The sequence below is a fragment of the Gardnerella sp. DNF01159 genome (assembly GCF_049244215.1).
GTDB lineage: Bacteria > Actinomycetota > Actinomycetes > Actinomycetales > Bifidobacteriaceae > Bifidobacterium > Bifidobacterium swidsinskii.
Genome location: NZ_CP058387.1, coordinates 509,312 through 527,651, shown reverse-complemented (window position 1 = coordinate 527,651; position 18,340 = coordinate 509,312). Strand labels below are relative to the sequence as shown.

The window sequence follows — 18,340 nt, the reverse complement described above, 5'->3', positions numbered from 1 at the left end:
CACAAAACTGAAATGCCTAAGACTTAGCAACCTCAAAATCTCTATCTTTATAAGAAAGCTCACAATTCGCTTTTTTATCACAATAATGCTCACCTAAGCTTGCAGTAATAATTGCAGCAAATATTAAAGCAAATCCCACAAAAGCCATGTTAGAAACATGCTCATGAAAAAGAACAGTAGAGAATAAAAGCGTGAACAAACTTTCAGTGCACATAATCACAGAAGCGTTTGCAGTAGAAAGATTCACCAAACTATAGTTTTGCATAATTTGTGCAACTACTGTTACTACTACTGTAAGGTAGAACATATTAGCAAAAATAGAGAAATGATCAGCAGCGTTAAAGTTTGGCAAAGGCTCACAAATAAGCGCACCAGCTACAAAAAGTACGCCTGAAACAACAAATTGCCCAAAAGTTAACGTAACTGGATTATATTTACGAGAATAATACGCAAGGAACGTAAGATTAAAAGCAAAAATTGCAGCACATAATAGAGTAAGAAAATCTCCATAAGACAATGTGAGCACAAGCATCCCAGGTTTTAATGCCACAAAACCTACTCCAGCAACGCACATAACTGCAGCAACTAATCCTAAAAGAGTTGGCTTTTTCTTGACGATTAACCAAGCAGAAAATGGCGTAATTACGCAATATGCTGCTGTCAAAAACGCGCTACGACCTGGATCAATTGAACGTAACCCTTCAGTTTGCAAAATTAAAGTAGCATAATACGTAATTCCAGTTAGTAAAGAAGGAACAATAAGCTTTTTTGTAAAAGTTTTACGAAGCGTACCGAAAAAAATAACAGCCATAATCGTGCAAGCGCCAACCATACGAACGCCCATAAGCCATTGCACAGGAAACACTTCAAGAGCATATTTTGAAGAAACATAGCTGCCACCCCAAATAGCAGCACAAATCAACAACATAATCTGAGCAGTATGAACACTTTTGCCTTGAGGCATGCCCGATTTATCCGAAAGCGGTTCAGCTATAGATTTAGCTGTTTCATATTTCACCTTCATAATATTCCCCTTCAACTATAAAAGTTGATTCTTTAAAATTTTTCTTTTATAAAGCGTTTTAGCTTATAAAATAGACAGAATAACCGTAAAATCGTGAAAAGTACAACTTTCTGGCGTTCCTTCGTAAAATTTCCGATATACGCTTCAGAAAACAGTGGCAATCAAGTATTTTGCTGTATAAATTTCGCCCACGAAACTATTGAAGAATTGGGTGATTTATATCACAACTTACAATTTTTTTACGCTACACGCTCGTATACACTTTTAAATCAGCGTAATGTAGCAATGTAGGCTTATAAATTGCGTACGAAGAAAGTGCGCAATCTTGTTAGGAAAGGAATATTATGGCAACTCTTAGCGCAGATATGAAAGAATTTATTGCGAATAATTTGGCTTGGATTGCAACAGTGAGCAAAGATGGCGAGCTTGATTTGGGACCAAAAATGTCTATGTTCGTACTCGACGACAACCACCTTGCCTACCACGAGCGCACTGCAGGTCAGCATTATAAGAACTTGCAAGACGGCAGCCAGCTGGTTGTAGCAGTTGCTAATTTGGCAGAAAAGAAGGGCTATCGCTTCCGCGGAACCGTTACCCTTCACACTGATGACGCGATTTACGAAGAGCAAGTGCGTGTGGCTGAAGAAAAAGGTACGAAGAAGCCGGCTGCAGTTCCAGTTATGGAAATCACTGAGATTCAGGACTTGACTTCTGGAGCTACTGCCGGCAAAACTATTGCAAAAGATTAGTGCATAGTTATTCAGTCGTGTGGATATTAGTGTGGTAGAGATTTGAGATTTTTCGCACTGAACGAAGGACGCTCGCTCGGTTAACGCGCTCGCTACGCTCTGAGCGCGAAAGCAGGTCGGAGCGCAAAACGCCGAATTAGTACGTCTATAGTAGGCGTCATACAATATCGAGTGGCGTTCGTCCTCAACGGCGAAGATGAACACCACTCAATTCTTTACTTGATTATTTAGTTGTAACTATTTTACTTGCTTTCTTTACGCAATGCTTGCAGTCTAGTGTTCATTTCTTCCGCTTTCTTCTTCTCGAAGTAATAAATTATTGCAGCAATCGCAATCGGGAAAATAACAGTGAACGCAATCCATCCGCAAATCACAGCTGGCTCATCTTTGAACGAAATCCACCCAACAATCACCGATACAATAAATTGAATAGCAATTGGTGGTACTAGTGCAAAAACGAACTTTGCAAGATTTGACATACGCTCATTCGACCAAAAAATAGCGAATACTCCATAGCTTATGCCTATAACAAACGTTGCTACAGCATAAGATGCAATTCTGTTTCCAACCGCAGTATTTGCTAACAAGCTCGACACAAAACTGATTGCAGTAAAAATAGTGCACCCTATGCCAATGCCATTAACAATGTTTTTTACCATTGTTTTACCAAAAGTTGTAACTTGCTTTTCCATAATAATCGTTTCCTTTTTAAGTATTAAAATCTTGTATTAAAAATTAGTATTAAAAAATTTTGATAGTTTTATATTCGACTACGCTTAAAACTACATTCCTAAGCGCTTTTTGAACCCTGCTAAGCATCTGCGACTAATCCACTCAACGCTTCCGTCGTCCATTTTTACGCTCATACTTCCGCCGAATCCTGGATCGACTCGAACAATGCGATTCAAGTTCACGATTGCGGATTTAGATATGCGCACAAACGACGCGAATTGCGGATTGTCGAAATCCATTAGGCGCTTGTAAGAAACGCACTCACCTTTATCACTGTGAATGATTACGCGCGAATTTTCAACGCAAATCATAATCACATCCGGCTCGTGCATAACAATAATCGAATCGTTAATATAACCGTATATGAATGGATTATTATTGCTTAATTTATCTGAAGTATTAATTTCAGTATTATTTTCAGCACTTCTTACATTTGCATCATTTGAGTCAATGCTTTGTAACTGAGCGATAATGCGCTTAAGCTCATCGTCAATATTGTGAATTGACAACTGAACTGACTGCTCTTCCTCAGGCGGAACAATAGCAATAGTTACTTTCATCAAGCCTCCTTTCCGTGCACTACTGTTAGCGTTTGTTAGCTTTTTGTTTTGTAATTTTGACTATACGGCACTGTAAATAGTCTGTCTTTACAAAATCGCTAAACGGTAGCTTTCGGTAATTAAGCGGTAAAAAGGAGATATTACGCAGATTAAGCCGCTCCCCAAATGCGAATAAGACGCTGGCTTGTAGGGTCAGCTGCAGGACCTTGATCATAAGCATCCAAACGCCAATGAATCGAACCATCCGCGTTAAGACTTGGAATTAAGCGCGCCCAGCGACCATTTCCCATGCCACCAATCGTTTTGTAAGAAGGATCTACTTTATCTAATCCAAGCAGCTTATGAACAGTTTGCGAAAGGCAAGAGCCATGCGAAAACACTAGCAAATCGCGGTCTGCGCCAGTTTTGCGAGTCCAATCTTCTACTGCAGTAGCAGCGCGCTCTCCTACTTCCTGCTTAGCTTCAGCACCATGACGAAGCTCCCCGCCTTTACCTTCGACCCAAGCTTTGAAATCTTCCGGCCACTGTTCGCTAATCTGCTGGCGATTCAAACCTTCCCACTCGCCAAAGAAACGCTCGCGCACACCATTTTCAACTTGCACATGAAGCCCAATCTTATCTGCAAAAGCATGAGCTGTCTGCTGCGCGCGAATAAGCGGAGAAGCAATCGCCACAAAACTCGCGTCCGCTTCTTCCGCTGTAATGCGCACATGCTCAGCGCTGTTCGGATCCTTTGGATCTTCTAAGTCAGAAGCACCAAAAAGCACGCGCAAAGCTTTTCCAGAGCGAGTTACCTGATCCATTCCAGACTCATCCAAAGCAATATCAATCATGCCTTGCAAACGGAACTGTGCATTATACGGAGTTTGACCGTGGCGAATAAGCATAACAGAGCGAGCAATTCCTTCGTGCGCACTATTAATGGAATTATTTACGTTACTCGCAACATTTTCTACGAAATCAACCATGGTTCGTACCGTACTTTCTTCTTATTATTCAGTTTTGCTAGAATCTTCAGTTTCGATAGCATCTCCAGTTTCGCTAGCATGCTCTGGCAGTTGCAAATCGATTGCTGGGCAATCATTCCACAGGCGTTCCAAGCGGTAAAATGCTCGTGCTTCCTCATGCATTACATGAACCACAAAATCGCCAAAATCAAGCAAAATCCACTGTGCTAATTCCAAGCCTTCACGAGATAAAGCCTTGCGCTTGTTGTCTTTCAAGTACAAGTCTTTTTCGATTTCTTCTGCAACAGCCAATACTTGACGCTCGTTTGAAGCAGAAACAACTAACATAGCATCCGTAATACCAAGCAAATCGCTTACATCAAAAGCCTGCTCGTTCGTTGCTTTCAAACGGTCTGCAGCAGCGGCAGCAATACGAATTGCACTAATTGAGCTTTCTAAAGCTGTCATAACGTTACTACTCCTTAATTCTCCAACAAACGCTTTTTAGCGTTCCCAAGCTGGCTTCCAATTTTCGACTACATGCTGAGTATTTTCAGAGTACACCATAGAATCAGCCGGAACATCGTGACGTACCACCGATCCAGCGCCGGTAGTAACATCATCTCCCACAGTAACCGGTGCTACAAACAGGTTTCCTGCACCGACGTGAGCACCAGAACCAATCGTAGTATGATTCTTATGCACTCCGTCATAATTTGCAGTAATCGTACCGCCGCCAATATTCGTATGCTCACCCAAATCAGCATCGCCAATATAGCTTAAATGAGGTACTTTAGTGCCATTTCCAATATGAGCTTTCTTCATTTCTACGAAAGCTCCTGCCTTACTTTCCTCACCAAGTACGTTTCCTGCACGCAAATACGTCCAAGGACCAATGTTTGCAGCTCTACAAATATGCGATTCCTGTACGCGCGAACGTTCAACCACAGCATCCTCATCAATTTGCGCATCAATAAGAGTCGTGTAAGGACCAACTACAGCACCACTTGCAACCGTAGTACGACCTTGAAGGAAGCATCCAGGAAGCACAGTAACATCTTGTGCGAGCGTAACACTATCTTCAATCCAAGTAGTATCAGGGTCAAGAATAGTTACACCTTCAAGCATCCATTTTTCGCACACACGCTTATTATGTGCTTTTGCGAGCGCAGCTAATTGCACACGATTATTTACGCCCTCTACAGTAAGCGGATCTGGAGCAGACATTGCACCAACATGACCAAACTTTCGAGCATGTTCCAAAGCATCAGTCAAATAGAACTCACCTTGAGCATTTTGAGAGTTAAGATCTGCAATTGCGTCACATAATACAGTCGCATCGAATACATATACAGAAGTGTTCACTTCATGAATAGCAAGCTCTCCAGCATTTGCATCCTTATGCTCAACAATACGCAAAACGTCACCGTTTGCTTCGCGCACAATACGACCGTATCCAGTTGCATCGTCTAATACTGCTGTAAGAACTGTTGCCACATTGTTATTATTATTGTGAAAATCAACTAAAGACTGCAAAGTTTGCGTATCAAGTAGCGGCATATCGCTTGCGGCAATCAGCACAGCTCCTTTTAATGCTTCACCAGTTTCGTTTTTAGCAATTTCGTTAAGATCTTTAATAGCACATTGCACTGCTCTGCCGGTTCCAGGAGTTTCGTCCTGATTTACAATATGCACATTTTCGTTATAGCTAATAGCAGCAGCAGCTACGCGTTCAGCTTGAGCATGCACAACTACAGCTAGTTTTTTAGGATTTACGCCATTCATGGCATCCATAACACGATTGAGAAATGTTTTACCAGCAAATGGATGTAGTACTTTCGGAGTTTCTGAACGCATACGCGTCCCATCGCCTGCTGCCAAAATTATTGCCGCAGTTACATCATGCTTTTCCACGCATACGCTCCTTATACTATTTTAATAAATTTCGCTGTATGTAATTCTATTACTTATTAGCAGCGTTCAAAACAAAAAACGCCACTCGATTCAACGAGTAGCGCTTCAAGTAAGCTCCCTCACCTGGATTCGAACCAAGACAAAGGGTTCCAAAGACCCGTGTGCTGCCATTACACCATGAGGGAACGGCGGAAAAACCGCCAAGTCACTATTATGCCATAATATCGAAAAACGTCAAATTGGCGTGCCGAAAAGCAAACCGTACGAAATCAATACTTAAGCAAATAAGAATCCTTGTCCGTGATGCTCAGGATAAGTGTCGAAAAGCTTAGCAACCGAACCATCCTCAAACACTGCTTTAATAGCGCTTGCAAGAAGCGGAGCAATTGAAAGAACAGTCAAACCATCCCAACGCTTCTCTTCTGGAATTGGCACAGTATCAGTCAAAACAACTTCCCTAGCACCACAAGACTTCAAACGCTCGACTGCGGGACCAGAAAGCACGCCGTGAGTTGCAACAACTGTAACAGACTTAGCTCCAGCTTCCTTCAACACATTGCAAGCTCCTGCAATAGTTCCTGCAGTATCGATCAAGTCGTCAACCATAACGCAATCGCGTCCAGCAACGTCACCAACGACGCGATTTGCAACCGTCTTATTAGGGCAAGTGATATCGCGAGTTTTGTGCACAAAAGCCAAAGGACCGCCACCTAAGCGCTGAGCCCACTGTTCTGCTACGCGAATACGACCAGCATCAGGAGACACAACAGTTACGTTTGCAAGATCATCGCGGAAACGATCACGTACGTAATCAACCAAAACTGGCATAGCAATCAAGTGATCAACAGGACCGTCGAAGAATCCTTGAGACTGAGCTGCATGCAAATCGACGCTCATAATGCGATCAGCACCAGCAGTCTTTAGCAAATCAAACATCAAGCGGCAAGAAATAGGTTCGCGACCGCGATGCTTTTTATCTTGTCGAGAATAACCAAGCAACGGGCATACTGCAGTAATTGAACGAGCAGAAGCCCTCTTCAAAGCGTCAATCATAATTAACTGTTCCATAATGGACTTGTTAACAGGATCACTGTGGCTTTGAAGCACGAATACATCTGTACCACGCACAGATTGCGTATAGCGAACATACATTTCACCATTAGCAAAATCGTATGCCGTAGTTTCAAGTACATCAATTCCAAGCTGATCAGCTACATCACGAGCAAGCTTCGGATGTGCGCGACCGGTAACGAGAACAAGGTTTTTATCTGGCTTTCCTTCAAGGACGATGCTCACCATATCTCCAAACATTAGTTCGCTTTAATTCGCGAAATGAACATAATCAATACTAACTTTTTGCACAGACGATAAACGACAAGCCTACAAAATCAATAATTACGCACGATATAAACCATGCTTAACTATGTATTGAACTACTCCATCTGGAACTAAATACCACACCGGCTCACCATGCTCAGCTCGACGACGAACATCAGTAGAAGAAATAGACAACGCTGGAATCTCTAAAATATCAACCGGCAAATGCGTAGAATCACAATGAACCATATCGTCACGATTCGCCGCAATACCAGTATCATTCGTATGCATTTGGCGAGGCATTAACGGAGAATTAGAATCTGCTAGCTTTTCTGGTCTCGAATAGCCAGGACGAGTAACAGCCACAAATCGAGCCAAATTCCACATTTCGCGCGCATTTTTCCATTGCATTATTTCAGCAATAGCGTCAGCTCCAGTAATAAAGAAAAGCTCAGCATCCGGATGCTGCGCGTGAATATCTTTCAAAGTATCAATAGTATAAGTAACTCCAGGGCGATCAATATCAACCCTAGAAACAGTGAACTTTGGATTTGATGCTGTTGCAATAACAGTCATTAAATAACGATCTTCTGCATTCGTAACTTTTTTATCAAGCTTAAAAACAGGCCTACCGGTAGGAACGAAAATAACTTCGTCAAGATCATAAACCCAAGCAACTTCTGAAGCAGCAACCAAGTGGCCATTGTGTATTGGATCGAATGTGCCGCCCATAATTCCAATGCGCTGACGCTCGTGCACATTGCCACGAGTAGAAGTACGTTTATGAACTGAATTCACAACCGCAGGAGGAGCCGCTTCTTTACCAGTAAACGCGCCATGAAATAGGTCAGACATGCGACGTTCTGCATCTTCGTGAATTTCAGGACTCATTCGCCTCAGATTCCTTGTCTTCCACTTGAGTTTCATTCACTAACCCAGATGCAACATTTGCGCTATCCGGATTAATATTGCCCATTTCTTCATCCCACTCATCTTTTACGACACGCTGGATTTCGGCAAAAGTTGGAAGAGGGAAATCTGGTTGATACGCACCACGAATTTTCGCTACAGATTCCGAAATTTTAGCAAGCATGGATGTCATGCCATCAATATCATGATCACGTTCTAATTCGCTAAACTTAATAATATTCTTTTCCATATTGCGAACATTTTTAAGAACATTATTAAACGAAGTTTCATCAGGAATAGTCACATCATTCGAATCAGAATCTGGCCAGCCCATCAACACTGCGTCAGCATACTCAAGCGATGAACGTTGCGATGCAGAAGCAATACCATCTTCAATTTGCACCAAAAAAACATATCGCACAATGGACAAACGTTCAGCAGCAACATCAAGCGCCTCAGCTGTACTCAAATTCACGTCATTATTAGGCATACTCTTACCTTACCGCCACGTAACTATTAAAACCAGTACTACTCGCGTATCTGCCCATCTCCGTAGCCGATCCATTTGGTTGTTGTCATTTCAAGCAAACCCATAGGGCCTCTCGCATGCAATTTTTGCGTAGAAATACCAAGTTCTGCGCCGAAACCAAATTCGCCACCATCCGTAAAGCGCGTTGAAGCATTTACCATAACTACAGCGGAATCAACACTTGCAATAAAACTTTGAATAGTTGAATAATCTTCAGCAATAATGGTTTCAGTATGGCCAGTAGAATATTTCGCAATATGAGAAGCTGCATCAGTATAATCATCTACAACTTTCACACCCATATTCAGCGACAAATATTCTCGCTTCCAATCTTCCTCAGTGGCACACTCAAGCTGCAATCTTTGAATATTAGCGGATTGCAAAATATCGTAAGATTTATCGTCTGCATGTAAAATTACATTATGCTCAGCTAAAGCAGCAGCGATTTTTGGCAAAAATTCTTGCGCAACAGCTTTATGCACTAATAATTTTTCAGCAGTATTGCACACGCCCACTCGTTGCGTTTTTGCATTAATAATAATAGGTATAGCTTTTTTAATATCAGCGCTTTTATCTACATAAATATGTACGTTTCCAGCTCCAGTCTCAATAACAGGGACCGTAGATTCTTGAACAACTGCTGCAATAAGATTTGCGCTACCTCTAGGCACAAGCACATCAATATGACCGTGAGCATGCATCATTGACGTAGCTCCGTCTCTTCCTAAATCATCAACAGACTGAATCAAATCAGCACTAAAGTTAGAATTTTTAAGAACCGATTGTATAACTTCAATACTCGCCTGATTCGTATGGAGAGCCGCGCTTCCACCACGCAAAATCGCAGCATTTCCAGATTTAATACACAAAGCAGCTACATCAATAGTTACGTTTGGACGAGCTTCGTAAATCATTCCCATAACGCCCATTGGAACTCGAATTTGCGAAAGTTTAATGCCATTAGGAAGAGTGTATCCGCGAACAACCTCTCCTACAGGATCTTGCAATTGTGCAATTTTTCGCACGCTTTTTGCAGAAGCTTGGATTCGCTCTTCGTCAAATTTAAGCCTGTCGAGCTTTCCAGCATCCATTCCTTTAGCTTCAGCTTCTTTAAGATCTTTTTTGTTAGCCTCAGCAATATTTGAAGCTGAAGATTCTAAGGCATCTGCCATTTTTTCGAGAAGCGCATTTTTTGCGCGAGTGTCTGCATGAGCAAAATTACGCCACGCTTTGCGCGCACAATCCGCACGAGCATTCACTAAATCATCAACAGACAACGTTTCCCCCCTATAGATTATTTGCCTAATCGCCAATTAATTAATAGTAAAACAAAAGCATTTATACATATGAGATTAGCACACGCCCATTCGCCCAGCACTTCAGGTACCATAATTTGATATAAGTTGTGTAAATAATTTACATAAATAATCTATGTAAGTAAAAAATATTCTCTATAAACAGACGGTTACGGAGTTATTATGGCATCAGATACAACTATTTTCCATAGCACTCGTTCGCTTAAGCCAACATGCACTTCAAAAGAAGCAATACGTAAAGGAATTGCTGAAGATGGCGGATTATTTGTAGCCGATAGCCTTGGTAGCGAGCGTTACGATATTTCTAAATTGCAAGGCAAATCGTATCAAGAAATTGCGCAAGATATTTTACAACTGTTACTGCCAGATTATACTTCAGAAGAGCTTTCTTCTTGCATTAAACTGGCATACGGCAATCAATGGGCTAATAACGCTATTACTCCACTCCAGCAGCTTGGAAACACTCGCGATTTTGTGATGGAACTTTTCCATGGTCCTACATGCGCGTTTAAAGACGTTGCTTTGCAAATGTTGCCACAATTAATGTCTCGCACTAAAACTCAACACGAAAACGAATCTGATATTGAAAAAAGCGTTATGATTCTAACTGCAACTTCTGGAGATACAGGTAAAGCTGCTTTGGCTGGTTTTGCTGATGTTCCAGGCACTTCTATGGTTACTTTTTATCCAGAAGGAAAAGTTAGCCGCGTTCAAGAATTGCAAATGACTACGCAGGTGGGCGAAAATGTGAAAGTTTGCGCAGTTCGAGGCAATTTTGACGATGCTCAAACTGGCGTAAAACAGATTTTCACCAATAGTGAGCTTAATAAAAATATTGAAGAATCTGCGAATACTGAATTGTCTTCTGCTAATTCAATAAATGTTGGACGACTCGTGCCGCAAGTCGTGTACTATTTTGCGGCTTATAAGCAACTTGTTGAGCGTAAAGCAATAGCTCTTGGAGACGAAGTTGAGTTTTGCGTACCAACCGGCAATTTTGGCGATATTCTTGCTGGATATTACGCAAAAATGCTTGGTCTTCCTGTAAAACATCTTATTGTTGCAAGCAATAGCAATAATGTTTTGTTTGATTTTTTGGTAAGCGGCACTTATAACCGTCAGCGCTCATTCCATCACACTGTTGCTCCTTCTATGGATATTTTGGTTTCTTCTAATTTGGAACGAATGCTTTATTACATGTGCGATAAAGACACGCGTTTAATACAAATGCTTATGAACGATTTACAGCAGTGGGGCGCTTTTGAGATTCCAGAAAATGTGCTTGCAAAGATTCGCTCACTGTTTGGCTGCGGTTGGGCAAATGAAGATCAAATTCGCGAAGCTATTTATGACTGCTGGAACAAGTACAAGTATGTGATCGACCCACATACTGCTTGCGGATTCTTCGTTATGCAAAATATTCCACATGACGAAAGCACACCTAGAGTATTGCTAAGCACTGCAAGCCCATACAAATTCCCTCGCGTTGTTGCTGAAGCTTTGAATATTGAGCATGTGCAAGATATGAATGATTTCAAATGCATGGACGCTCTTAGTAAAGCTACAGGAACTAAAGCTCCAAGCATGCTTAGAAATCTTGAAAATAAAACTCCACGCTTTAATGATGTTATTAATGTTGAAGATATGCCTGAGTATGTTTTAGCTCAAGCGCATAATTTCGCAAAATAATCATAAAGTTTTAAGCGAAAGAGGCTGGTTTACTTGTATAATCCAGCCTCTTTTACTATTCATTCGTTATTACTTTCGAATAAAGCTGCATACACTTCGTTAATAACGTTTAAATCATGACCTTTTCTTGCAGCTGCTGCGAAAAATCTTCGTCTTCGAACTAAAGGCTCAAGATTTCTCGTGCGCGAAGCCGTTTTGCGACCGAGTTCCCACGCTGCTTCAGTGAATACTCCAGAGTTTTGAGCAGAAGCTACATTTTGTGAAATAGCAGCAGGATCAACATTTTTACGCTGCAATTCCATTCGAGTAGCTCTAGCACCAAGAAGCCTCACTGCGCAAGAGCGAATCACCATTTGAGCGTATTGATTGTCATCAAGAAGATGCAATTCAAGCAAGCGATGAATAACCGCGTCAACAGCAACTTCCGTGTAACCTTTTTCTTTAAGCCTTTTGCGCATGTTCATCACAGAGCGAGGAGCATAATCTAAAAGCCTTAAAGCAGCTTCCCTGCAATCATCTTCACTACTATTGCAAAGTTCGTCGCTTAAATCACTTACTTTAGCGTTTTTTACATACGGCATGTTTTTTGTATTATTTTTTGCGCTTAAAAGTACTGACTTATGCGATATTTTTTTGCGAGTATGTGTCACTACACTATTACTTTCGTCATTTTCTTCAGCACGCTCTACTGGATGATCGCGAAGAAAATTCTCTACACTAATAGGCATATTGCATTCGCTTTACACTGTAATCTTATTATTACTTCGATTCGGATGACTTTTGTGCAGAATTTTTAGCTACAGAATCATCATCGAATTGATCTAGTTCAGAATCTTCAGCGAATTGATCTTCAGGATGCATTAAACCTAACGAAGCTTTGACTTTTTCGCTAATTTCTTCAGTAATAGCTGGATTATCTTTCAAGAATTTACGGACGTTTTCACGACCTTGTCCAAGCTGCTCACCTTCATAAGTAAACCAAGAACCAGATTTCTTAATAACTTCAGCTTGCAGTCCCATATCGATAACAGAACCTTCAGTCGAGATACCTTCTCCGTAAAGAACATCAAACTCAGCAGTTTTGAAAGGCGGAGCCATTTTATTCTTGACAATCTTAACTTTAGTTCGGTTGCCAACAGCTTCTTCGCCCTCTTTAATAGTAGAAACTCTGCGAATATCCATACGCACAGACGCATAGAACTTCAAAGCTTTACCACCAGTGGTAGTTTCAGGATTACCAAAGAATACGCCAATTTTTTCACGAAGCTGATTAATAAAAATAGCAGTAGTGCCAGCTTGTGAAAGAGCACCAGTCATCTTACGCAACGCCTGACTCATTAAGCGAGCTTGTAAGCCCACATGACTATCTCCCATATCGCCATCGATTTCAGCTTTAGGAACTAATGCCGCTACAGAATCAACAACAATAACATCTAACGCACCAGAACGAATAAGCATATCAGCAATTTCCAATGCCTGCTCACCATTATCTGGCTGAGAAACAATAAGAGCATCCGTGTCTACTCCAAGCTTTCGCGCATAGACAGGATCCAACGCATGCTCAGCATCAATAAATGCCGCTACCCCACCATTTTTTTGAGCATTTGCAACAATATGCAAAGCAAGAGTTGTTTTACCAGAAGACTCAGGACCGTAGACTTCAACTATTCGCCCTCTAGGAACACCGCCAATCCCCAAAGCAGTGTCCAACGCTAATGAACCAGTAGAAATAACTTCTACATCTTGCATAGGTCTATCACCTAAGCGCATTGCAGAACCTTTTCCATATTGTCGTTCAACATTGGCTAAAGCAGTTTCTAACGCTGCTTGGCGACGTGGATCTGTTTTATCCGCATCAATAAGGCGATTAATACTGCCTTTACTTTTTGTTTGCGCCATGTATGCTACTCCTTTCGCATGCCGTTATGTATCGAACGACCTTAGTTCCATACTAGATTCAAGTACAAGCATTTTTGTGCAATGTGGATAAAACATTTAATCCAAGCACTTAAACACTTAACTCAGCTTAAATCATCTCGACAAACATAAGTATACTACATATGCGAACATTTGTTCGATAGCGCGTGTCTTGATTACAACCCAACTACTTACAATCTTCGACATAAGCAATCAAGTCATTAGCTATTCTCAACAACTGAAATACAGTAGATTCGCGAACTTCTTGACGACTGCCAGATAATCTCAATTCAAAAACAAAAGCAGCACTTGATGGCGCAATTTTAGTTACGCTTTGACTTTCAATTTGAGCAAAATCATAATCATAGACGTTACTCACACAGCCATTTTCAAGTTCTTTACGAGCTACATCTTTAACAGAATCCACAACATCACTAACTTGAGGCAAAAATATTCCAACATAAACTAAACCTGCTGGTTTATTACCATCAGAACCAGGACCTGCAACACCAGTTGTAGACAAGCCAATAATAGGAAAATTTGCACAACACTCACAATCTTCCTCATACGCCCATCCACTGCCACGATATATTTGAGCAGCTCCAATCGCCATTTGAAAAGCAACATCCTGGTAAACCGCGCCTTCAGATTGTAAAAGATTAGAATTTACGCCAAGAATTTTGGATTTAGCATGAATATCATAAGTGACAGCAGATCCACAAAAAACTCGTGACGCACCAGGAACAGAAACAAAAGCATCAGCCAAAAGCCCGCCAGTTAATGACTCTGCTGAAGCAATATGCATTCCTTTAATAAAACTTTTTTCCAATAGATTCGCAGCTAAAGAAACTGTATTAAAACCTGAAGAATTATTCATAATACGCTCGATATGATTGTAGCTTACGATTTTCCAAAACATAAACCCTTTAGGGATAATCTATGAAAAACCGTAAGCTACAAACAAGAAGTTTAACTCGTTATATTTTATTTACTTCACAGGAGACAAAGGCACTGCATTTTTTGCATCATCAACTTGAGATTCGCTATTTGAAGAACCCTCAAAGAAAGCACTATAGACATACAAAACTGCAGAATAGAAAGCAAAGCCCAAAGAAATACCAAGCAAGCCAAAAGCAACTGCATAGTAAGAAACCATCCAAGAAGGCAATGGATTAGCATGAAGAGTTGCAACAAGAGGTGCAATAATCATTGCAATACCAATCGACTGCGTAAGAGTCTTATATTTTCCTGCAGAGGATGCAGCAATTACCCTTCCACGAACATTAACAACATAAATTCGCACAAGAGTAATGGCAATTTCGCGAATCATGAACAAGATGGTTATCCACCAATAAATTTCGCCGAAAACAGAAGCAATAATAAGCGCAGCTAAAATAAGAATTTTATCCGCAATTGGATCAAGCAACTTACCTAATTCTGTAACCTTATGATATTTACGAGCCATCCACCCGTCAAGCTTATCCGTAGAAGCAGCTACAACAAACAGCACAAACGCAGCCCAACGCAACGAAACTGAATCAAAACCCCATATACCTGCTTTCAAATATAAAACAATAAAAACAAGCGAAAGCAAAATACGGATATAAGTCACAATATTCGGAGCATAATTCCAGCCAACAAAAAATGATGACTTAGCTTTTTTCTTCATACACATAACCTTCATTCTACTGCAAAGTAAAAACTTCTAGCACATCACACAACTTGGTACTGCACATAACAATACAATATCTTATAACGAATCTGACTCACCACGAATAAAAGCCAAAACTTTTGGCAAATCTTCCGGCTGAACCAAAACTTCGCGAGCTTTAGAACCTTCAGAAGGTCCCACTACTCCTCGAGATTCAAGCAAATCCATCAATCGACCTGCCTTTGCAAAGCCAACGCGCAACTTGCGCTGAAGCATTGAAGTAGAGCCAAATTGCGAGCTAACAACAAGCTCTGCAGCCTGAAGCAACTCATCCATATCGTCGCCAATATCGCTAGTTTTAAGCTTGCTTTGAGCTTGAGCATCAGCTTTTTGAGCCATTTGCTCAATATCTTCACGATACTTTGGCTTGCGCTGCGTGCGAACATACTCAACAGCCTTACGAATTTCAGATTCACTCACCCACGAACCCTGCACACGCTGAGGCTTAGCAGCACCCATTGGAAGGAACAAAGCGTCACCTTGACCAATCAAAGTTTCCGCACCAACAGTATCGAGAATAACCCTGGAATCCGTTGCAGATGAAGTAGCAAAAGCCAAGCGAGAAGGAATATTTGCTTTAATCAGGCCTGTTACAACATCAACAGACGGACGCTGAGTAGCGAGAACTAAATGCACACCTGCAGCTCGAGCAAGCTGAGTAATACGCTGAATAGAACTTTCCACATCGTTCTTAGCAACCATCATCAAATCAGCCATCTCATCTACAACCACAAGTAAATACGGGTATGGAGCAACTTTTCGCTCAGATCCAGCCGGAGCATGAACCTTTCCTTCACGAACAGCCTTGTTGAAATCTTTAACATGACGGAAACCAAAGAATTGCAAGTCATCGTAACGAGCATCCATCTCTTTAACAACCCATTCAAGAGCCTGCGCAGCCTTCTTAGGATCTGTAATAATCGGAGTAAGCAAATGCGGAATGCCAGCATAAGCAGAAAGCTCCACGCGCTTAGGATCGACCATAATCATGCGAACTTGTTCAGGAGTTGCTCTCATAATAATCGAAGTAAGCATTGAATTAATGAAACTCGACTTACCAGAGCCGGTAGCGCCCGCAACAAGCAAATGCGGCATTTTATCGAGAGCTGCAGTTACGAAATGACCTTCAACATCTTTTCCAACGCCTGTAAGCATAGGATTAGGGTCATTCATAGCTTTTTGCGAGCGCAGAACATCTCCCAAATGCACAATTTCGCGGTCGACGTTTGGAATTTCAATACCAATAGCAGACTTTCCTGGGATTGGCGACAAAATACGCACATCCGTACTAGCTACAGCGTATGCAATATTTTTTTGCAAATTCGTAACTTTTTCAACTTTTACACCAGGACCAAGCTCAACCTCGTACTGCGTAACAGATGGGCCTCTAAGGAATCCAATAACGTGAGCGTCAACGTCAAACTGTTCGAAAGTAGAAGTTAACGCGCGAATAACGTTATCGTTTGCTGGAGTTCTCGCAGCATGAGGCTTGCCATGAGCTAAAAGATTCAAATCAGGGAGCTTGTAAGGTTCAGAGGAAGAATCAAAAGAAGGCTCATTATTATTGCCAGCACCACTTTCACTGCCGGCAGCATTTTCATCATCTGAATCTTCCTGATCCCTGCGATATTGATCCATACGTTCAGCTGGAATACTTGACCACGGATCGCTTGCAGATAAAGAGGAATCACTCATAGGAGCTTTTGGCAATATTTCTTCAGGAACAGGCTTTGATGAAGATGAAACACTTCTAGGTGTAAGTTGACTCGAATTATTATCAGCATTTTCAAATTGAGAATTATTTGCAGCATTATTATCTGAAAAGCTGCTCACAGTTCTTGCTTTACGAGGTTCAACTCTTTCAAGATTATCTGCACTATTACCGTGAGAAGCAGCATGCGAAAATGCATCATCGCCGGCGTATTCGTCAAGCAATTCCCCATTATTATTGCTGTTTTTACGCTTAAAGAATGATTTAAACAGTTTCAATACAGAAGACATTTGAGAAGATCCGCTATTATTTTTAGACGATTCTTCATTGTGAGTTGGCACGCCATCTGCAAATTCCAAAGAATTGGTTTTGCTTTCAGAATTATCTTCTTCAGAGTTTCCTAAATCTTCAGAAGACTTTTTACTGTTATATTTAGCAAAAATAGTAACAACACTTTGAGCTATATCAGTTACATGAAGGTGAGCAATCATTAATATCGAAAAAATAGTAGCTACTACAAAAATAATAATTGCAAAAATACGAGAAAGACCCCACGATAGCGGAGATCCGAGCACAAATCCTAATAACCCACCTGACTTCTGTACAGTGTCTAAATTAAACGCTTTTCCGCGAGGTGCAGAAGAAATATCAAGAATTGAGCAAACAGACAACAATAGAATAATAAATCCGCTAATAACACGAGGATTACCAGAGCCAGCTCCACTGTTACGCATCAACCTAAAAGCAACAACGCTTAACCACACAGGCAGAACAACGCTCATAATTCCAAGCAAACTAGAAGACACAAAATGGAGACCTACTCCAATAAATCCACTAACTCTAAACCATTCTGATGCGCAGAACAAAATCGCAAGAACAAGCATAACGAAGCACAAACCATCCCTGCGATATGCCTCATCGTATTCTCCAACACCAAAAAACGAGCGCACTAACTTTCCTAAAGTTCTAGGCACAAACAGGAGAATTGTCTCCCACAATGGTTCACTAGGTGAAGCCTTACCAGCCATAAATACTCCTTCTGTGCATTACTTCATTGCGCACGCACAATTTAAGTCGGGAAACACCCTAACCATATCAGTTTACCCTATGTACTGTTTGGCTTGAAGGGTTACAAAACTAACAAAAAACGGCTGGTCAATTACCAGCCGTTTAAGTGGGGTGGCTAACGCGGCTTGAACGCGCGACCTTCTGAACCACAATCAGATGCTCTACCGACTGAGCTATAGCCACCATGCGCGTGAAAACATACATAATCACACAACAAAGGGATACTATACACGATTTTCTAGATTTC

The 18,340-nt window shown here is 41.2% G+C and carries 17 protein-coding genes and 2 tRNA genes; 2 read left to right on the top strand and 17 right to left on the bottom strand.

What is annotated here, in order from left to right; all coding sequences use genetic code 11:
- Positions 1-16: 16 nt before the first annotated feature.
- Entirely contained in the window at positions 17-1,024 is a 1,008-nt protein-coding gene (locus HXT39_RS01910; protein WP_004108292.1) for a DMT family transporter, read from the bottom strand.
- A gap of 344 nt (positions 1,025-1,368) precedes the next feature.
- On the opposite strand from HXT39_RS01910, the gene HXT39_RS01905 reads away from it, so the two are divergent.
- Positions 1,369-1,773 (top strand): pyridoxamine 5'-phosphate oxidase family protein, encoded by a 405-nt coding sequence (locus tag HXT39_RS01905; protein WP_004106472.1) that lies wholly within the window; start codon positions 1,369-1,371, stop codon positions 1,771-1,773.
- 242 nt (positions 1,774-2,015) lie between these two features.
- On the opposite strand, the gene HXT39_RS01900 is transcribed toward HXT39_RS01905, so the two are convergent.
- The 10 genes from HXT39_RS01900 to HXT39_RS01855 all read right to left on the bottom strand — a co-directional run bounded on the left by HXT39_RS01900 (position 2,016) and on the right by HXT39_RS01855 (position 9,958).
- Entirely contained in the window at positions 2,016-2,465 is a 450-nt protein-coding gene (locus HXT39_RS01900) for a DUF3021 family protein (RefSeq protein WP_004108296.1), read from the bottom strand.
- A gap of 90 nt (positions 2,466-2,555) precedes the next feature.
- Entirely contained in the window at positions 2,556-3,065 is a 510-nt protein-coding gene (locus tag HXT39_RS01895; RefSeq protein WP_004108298.1) for a LytTR family DNA-binding domain-containing protein, read from the bottom strand.
- Between the two features lie 149 nt (positions 3,066-3,214).
- Positions 3,215-4,033 carry a histidine phosphatase family protein gene (locus tag HXT39_RS01890; protein ID WP_064621533.1) on the bottom strand — a complete coding sequence of 273 codons (819 nt, stop codon included), beginning with the start codon at positions 4,031-4,033 and terminating at the stop codon, positions 3,215-3,217.
- A gap of 24 nt (positions 4,034-4,057) precedes the next feature.
- Complete coding sequence (gene rsfS, locus HXT39_RS01885; protein WP_102703175.1) at positions 4,058-4,480, bottom strand: ribosome silencing factor; 423 nt, start codon at positions 4,478-4,480, stop codon at positions 4,058-4,060.
- A gap of 36 nt (positions 4,481-4,516) precedes the next feature.
- Complete coding sequence (glmU, locus tag HXT39_RS01880) at positions 4,517-5,926, bottom strand: bifunctional UDP-N-acetylglucosamine diphosphorylase/glucosamine-1-phosphate N-acetyltransferase GlmU (RefSeq protein WP_102703176.1); 1,410 nt, start codon at positions 5,924-5,926, stop codon at positions 4,517-4,519.
- A 114-nt stretch (positions 5,927-6,040) separates the two neighbouring features.
- Positions 6,041-6,111: transfer RNA gene (locus tag HXT39_RS01875), tRNA-Gln, on the bottom strand.
- Positions 6,112-6,202: 91 nt separating this feature from the next.
- Positions 6,203-7,225, bottom strand: a complete 1,023-nt coding sequence (locus HXT39_RS01870; RefSeq protein ID WP_032837849.1) for a ribose-phosphate diphosphokinase — start codon at positions 7,223-7,225, stop codon at positions 6,203-6,205.
- Between the two features lie 96 nt (positions 7,226-7,321).
- Positions 7,322-8,134, bottom strand: coding sequence for a nicotinate-nucleotide adenylyltransferase (gene nadD / locus HXT39_RS01865; protein ID WP_064621531.1), 813 nt, complete (start codon positions 8,132-8,134; stop codon positions 7,322-7,324).
- Entirely contained in the window at positions 8,124-8,642 is a 519-nt protein-coding gene (locus HXT39_RS01860; RefSeq protein WP_004108325.1) for a hypothetical protein, read from the bottom strand. Before HXT39_RS01860 ends, nadD begins: the two co-directional genes overlap by 11 nt.
- A gap of 38 nt (positions 8,643-8,680) precedes the next feature.
- Positions 8,681-9,958: a glutamate-5-semialdehyde dehydrogenase gene (locus HXT39_RS01855; protein WP_103013846.1), complete on the bottom strand. Its 1,278-nt coding sequence runs from the start codon at positions 9,956-9,958 to the stop codon at positions 8,681-8,683.
- 201 nt (positions 9,959-10,159) lie between these two features.
- Here HXT39_RS01855 and thrC point away from each other — a divergent pair, with 201 nt between their 5' ends.
- On the top strand, positions 10,160-11,686 hold the full coding sequence (gene thrC / locus HXT39_RS01850) for a threonine synthase (protein ID WP_102703179.1): 1,527 nt from the start codon (positions 10,160-10,162) through the stop codon (positions 11,684-11,686).
- A gap of 59 nt (positions 11,687-11,745) precedes the next feature.
- Here the strand turns inward: thrC and HXT39_RS01845 are convergent, their stop codons facing one another.
- From HXT39_RS01845 to HXT39_RS01820, 6 genes are all read right to left on the bottom strand, one after another.
- Positions 11,746-12,414, bottom strand: coding sequence for a regulatory protein RecX (locus tag HXT39_RS01845; RefSeq protein ID WP_064621599.1), 669 nt, complete (start codon positions 12,412-12,414; stop codon positions 11,746-11,748).
- A 31-nt stretch (positions 12,415-12,445) separates the two neighbouring features.
- Positions 12,446-13,585, bottom strand: coding sequence for a recombinase RecA (gene recA, locus HXT39_RS01840; RefSeq protein ID WP_103013845.1), 1,140 nt, complete (start codon positions 13,583-13,585; stop codon positions 12,446-12,448).
- Between the two features lie 205 nt (positions 13,586-13,790).
- Entirely contained in the window at positions 13,791-14,480 is a 690-nt protein-coding gene (locus tag HXT39_RS01835) for a CinA family protein (RefSeq protein WP_199172878.1), read from the bottom strand.
- Between the two features lie 111 nt (positions 14,481-14,591).
- Positions 14,592-15,272 (bottom strand): CDP-diacylglycerol--glycerol-3-phosphate 3-phosphatidyltransferase, encoded by a 681-nt coding sequence (pgsA, locus tag HXT39_RS01830; RefSeq protein WP_076002943.1) that lies wholly within the window; start codon positions 15,270-15,272, stop codon positions 14,592-14,594.
- An 81-nt stretch (positions 15,273-15,353) separates the two neighbouring features.
- The gene (locus HXT39_RS01825; RefSeq protein WP_103013842.1) at positions 15,354-18,053 is read right to left on the bottom strand and encodes a DNA translocase FtsK; all 2,700 of its coding nucleotides are present in this window, start codon (positions 18,051-18,053) and stop codon (positions 15,354-15,356) included.
- A 147-nt stretch (positions 18,054-18,200) separates the two neighbouring features.
- A tRNA-His gene (locus HXT39_RS01820) sits at positions 18,201-18,276 on the bottom strand.
- Positions 18,277-18,340: the final 64 nt, after the last annotated feature.

Coding starts and splice junctions, on each gene's coding strand:
- HXT39_RS01910 (WP_004108292.1), bottom strand. CDS start 1,024: ATGAAGGTGAAATATGAAACAGCTAAATCTATAGCTGAACCGCTTTCG.
- nadD (WP_064621531.1), bottom strand. CDS start 8,134: ATGAGTCCTGAAATTCACGAAGATGCAGAACGTCGCATGTCTGACCTA.
- rsfS (WP_102703175.1), bottom strand. CDS start 4,480: ATGACAGCTTTAGAAAGCTCAATTAGTGCAATTCGTATTGCTGCCGCT.
- HXT39_RS01860 (WP_004108325.1), bottom strand. CDS start 8,642: ATGCCTAATAATGACGTGAATTTGAGTACAGCTGAGGCGCTTGATGTT.
- HXT39_RS01835 (WP_199172878.1), bottom strand. CDS start 14,480: ATGAATAATTCTTCAGGTTTTAATACAGTTTCTTTAGCTGCGAATCTA.
- pgsA (WP_076002943.1), bottom strand. CDS start 15,272: ATGAAGAAAAAAGCTAAGTCATCATTTTTTGTTGGCTGGAATTATGCT.
- HXT39_RS01905 (WP_004106472.1), top strand. CDS start 1,369: ATGGCAACTCTTAGCGCAGATATGAAAGAATTTATTGCGAATAATTTG.
- HXT39_RS01890 (WP_064621533.1), bottom strand. CDS start 4,033: ATGGTTGATTTCGTAGAAAATGTTGCGAGTAACGTAAATAATTCCATT.
- thrC (WP_102703179.1), top strand. CDS start 10,160: ATGGCATCAGATACAACTATTTTCCATAGCACTCGTTCGCTTAAGCCA.
- HXT39_RS01845 (WP_064621599.1), bottom strand. CDS start 12,414: ATGCCTATTAGTGTAGAGAATTTTCTTCGCGATCATCCAGTAGAGCGT.
- recA (WP_103013845.1), bottom strand. CDS start 13,585: ATGGCGCAAACAAAAAGTAAAGGCAGTATTAATCGCCTTATTGATGCG.
- HXT39_RS01895 (WP_004108298.1), bottom strand. CDS start 3,065: ATGAAAGTAACTATTGCTATTGTTCCGCCTGAGGAAGAGCAGTCAGTT.
- HXT39_RS01825 (WP_103013842.1), bottom strand. CDS start 18,053: ATGGCTGGTAAGGCTTCACCTAGTGAACCATTGTGGGAGACAATTCTC.
- HXT39_RS01900 (WP_004108296.1), bottom strand. CDS start 2,465: ATGGAAAAGCAAGTTACAACTTTTGGTAAAACAATGGTAAAAAACATT.
- HXT39_RS01870 (WP_032837849.1), bottom strand. CDS start 7,225: ATGGTGAGCATCGTCCTTGAAGGAAAGCCAGATAAAAACCTTGTTCTC.